At 39.4% G+C, this 3,072-nt stretch carries 3 protein-coding genes; 1 reads left to right on the top strand and 2 read right to left on the bottom strand.

Annotated elements, in window-relative coordinates; translation table 11 throughout:
• Window positions 1-215 (bottom strand): hypothetical protein (locus tag J7J10_01805; protein ID MCD6129676.1); only part of this gene is annotated, 215 nt, incomplete at its 3' end.
• Window positions 212-1,045, bottom strand: coding sequence for a cytochrome b N-terminal domain-containing protein (locus J7J10_01800; protein MCD6129675.1), 834 nt, complete (start codon window positions 1,043-1,045; stop codon window positions 212-214). The genes J7J10_01800 and J7J10_01805, both read right to left, overlap by 4 nt.
• A 162-nt stretch (window positions 1,046-1,207) precedes the next feature.
• Between J7J10_01800 and J7J10_01795 the strand changes: the two genes are divergently transcribed.
• Window positions 1,208-3,072: molybdopterin-dependent oxidoreductase (locus J7J10_01795; GenBank protein MCD6129674.1), on the top strand; the 1,865-nt coding region annotated here is incomplete at its 3' end.

The following is a 3,072-nucleotide window of genomic DNA, read 5'->3' as shown; positions in this document are numbered from 1 at the left end:
TCTTTTTTGTTCAATACATAAGGATTTCCTAAATGGCAGGTTGAACAACCCATAATGGATTTTGGATGAGATTTGCTTACATCTCTTTCTTCTTTGTGACAGGAGATGCACATATCCGAGCCCCTTACATAATGAGTGCGTTTTTTTTGAACGATAACTACCAATAGGATTAAAACAACGATGATGATTGTCAGGATGTATTTTGCGTATTTCATATTACTACTATAAAATAAATGCTGAGTAAACAATAGACAAAAACAAAAACAGAAAAGATAAACTTAATAGGTTTTTCATCTTTCAATAAAGGCAGAGAAAAGAGTAAAAAGAAAAATACAAATGGCATAACTATGCCTGCCATAAATGGAGATAGAAATTCATAAGCTGCTTGAATACCCCAGAAAAACCAGGGACCTTTCAACGCCTGGGCAGTTGAAAAAGGAGGGAAAGATGGAAATAAGGGAAAGAGAATCGCAACAAGGAGGCAAAGGGCGCAAGAATAAAGTGTGTATAAGGATTTGGAAAATATACGCTTCAGGTGAATAAAAGTTGAGAACAATAAAAAAAGAGGAATAATAAAACAGTGATAGAGAAAAGAGAGATAGCACTTATCCTGCGTATTGATAAAAAATGGAATGATATACGAACCGAAAAAAGGAATAGAGAGAAGCGTATTTTTCATAATCAAAAGGGCACTTAGTCCTTCCAAGTCTCCTTTTAAGATAAAGCCCGTAAACATGACAAATAAGGTAGCGGGAACGCTTAGGGTTACAATTAACCAGATAAAGAACGAATGTTTTTTATAGTCAAAATATAGGTGCCAAAATGTATGCAAAATAAGAAAAATAAGAAAAAATTCACTACTCCAATAGTGTAATCTTCTTAAAAACCAGCCGAATGGCACAGCGTAGGTGATAAATTGTGTGGTCTTATATGGAGCATGATAATCGTAGTGGAAAGTGATTATAATCCCGCTTAGGGCGGAGATAACCATCATTGCCAAACATGTTTCTCCTAAAAACGCTCTCATTTCTTCTTTTTTTAGCATATCAAATCATATCAAAAACTCTATGTAATTTCTATTCTATACTTGTTATTGGTAGTTGTTTAAATTATTTGACAAAATTATTTATTCTATATATAAATAGGTAATAAACAGCAGGGCTGTGTTGTGTTGTTTTAGAAAGTTATTTTAATAAGGAGGTAACTTATGAGAGTGACAAGGCGAGGGTTTCTGGGAGCATCGGCAGCCCTTGGTGCAACGATTACCCTTGGTAGGTATTTTGGTTCAAGAAAGTTCAATCCACAGGAACTATTTTCCACTGCCGCAGAGGCAAAAGGAGCAGAGAATGTGCAGTATGTGAAGAGTGTTTGCTCTCACTGTGCGGTTGGTTGTGGCTTCTTGGGTAAAGTGAAGAATGGTGTTCTGGTAGGAATAGAACCATGGAAGGACCATCCTATCAATAGGGGTTCGTTGTGTTCTAAGGGTGCATCTATTGCCGAAATTGTGAACTGTGACAGGAGATTGAAGTATCCCATGGAGAAGAAAGCAGGGAAGTGGTCAAGAATCTCATGGGATGAGGCAATGGACAAGATTGCCACCAAGATGGCAGAAATCAGAAAAGACTACGGTCCAGATTCTGTGATGTGGATGGGTTCTGCTAAGACATCAAATGAGGAATGTTATTTGTTCAGGAAGATGGCTGGATTTTGGGGAACGAACAACGTTGATCACCAGGCACGCATCTGTCATTCTACAACCGTTGCAGGATTGGCTAATACCTGGGGATTTGGTGCAGAGACAAATAATGTGAATGATATGCGTCATTGTAAGTGCATATTCTATCTTGGCTCCAATGCCTGTGAGGCGCATCCTGTGTCTATGAAACATGCAATGATAGCTAAAGAGAGAGGAGCAAAGTTTATTGTAGTCGATCCTCGTTTTACGCGTACTGCAGCAAAGGCAGATATCTACGCCAGACTCAGGCCAGGAACGGATATTGCTCTTATGCTGGGATTGTGTCGTATCATCATTGAGAACAAATGGTATGATGAATACATGGTAAAAACCAGAGTAATAGGGTTTGAAGATTTAAAAGAAGTTTGTAAAAGCTATACACCAGAGGTGGTAGAGGATATCACCTGGGTGCCAAAAGAGAAATTGTATCTGATTGCGAAAACACTCTATGAGAATAAACCAGGAACAATAGTATGGGCAATGGGACAGACCCAGCATACAGTAGGAACAAACAACATCCACATGTCTGCGATACTGATGCTTGTTTTGGGAGATGCAGCGAGGTCTGGTGGTGGATGTCAACCTTTCAGAGGACATGACAATGTTCAGGGTTCAACGGACATGTGCATTCTTTCCCATTCCTTGCCCAGTTATTATGGTTTATCTGAAAAAGCGTGGAGACACTGGTGCACAGTATGGGGTGTTCCCTATGAGGAAATATTAAATAGATTTGCCTCCAAGAAACTGATGGGAAAGCCTGGATTTACTGTTGCCAGATGGTATGAAGGAGCAATTCTGCCAGAGGATAAGATTGACCAGCCGCACAATATAAAGATGGTTTTTGTATGGGGTCATTCCTTAAACTCTATTTCTGAGATGAAAAAACTGAAAAAAGGATTGGAGAAGGTAGACTTGGTAGTGGGTATAGACCCTCATTCTACGATTGCCTCATCATTACCAGAAAGGAAAGATGGAATAATTGTTCTTCCTGCATCCACTGTATTTGAGAAGAAGGGTTCTGTAACCACTTCTGGCAGACAGGTGCAGTGGAGGAATCAAATTGTTAAACCTTTATGGAACAGCAAACCCGATATGTGGATAATGCAGAAATTGGCAGAAAAATTAGAAGAGAAGACAGATTTGGCATTCAAGAAATACTTCACATACAATGAGCCGGAAGAGGTGAGTGAGGAATTCTTGAGTGGCATGCTGTGGATTGGTATGATAGGTCAGAAACCAGCAAGATTGAAGAGACAACAAAAGTATTGTTCTACATTTGATATAGAGGATACCAGAGCAAAATCCGGTCCCTGCAAGGGTGAGTATTGGGGACTGCC

Source organism: Deltaproteobacteria bacterium, assembly GCA_021159305.1.
Taxonomy (GTDB): domain Bacteria; phylum Campylobacterota_A; class Desulfurellia; order JAGGSF01; family JAGGSF01; genus JAGGSF01.
Note: the sequence above shows the minus strand (reverse complement) of the source record. Positions and strands in the feature narration are given on the sequence as shown.

Bases quoted from the DNA above. Each gene is read 5' to 3' on its own strand.
- J7J10_01800 (MCD6129675.1), bottom strand. From the start codon at position 1,045: ATGCTAAAAAAAGAAGAAATGAGAGCGTTTTTAGGAGAAACATGTTTG.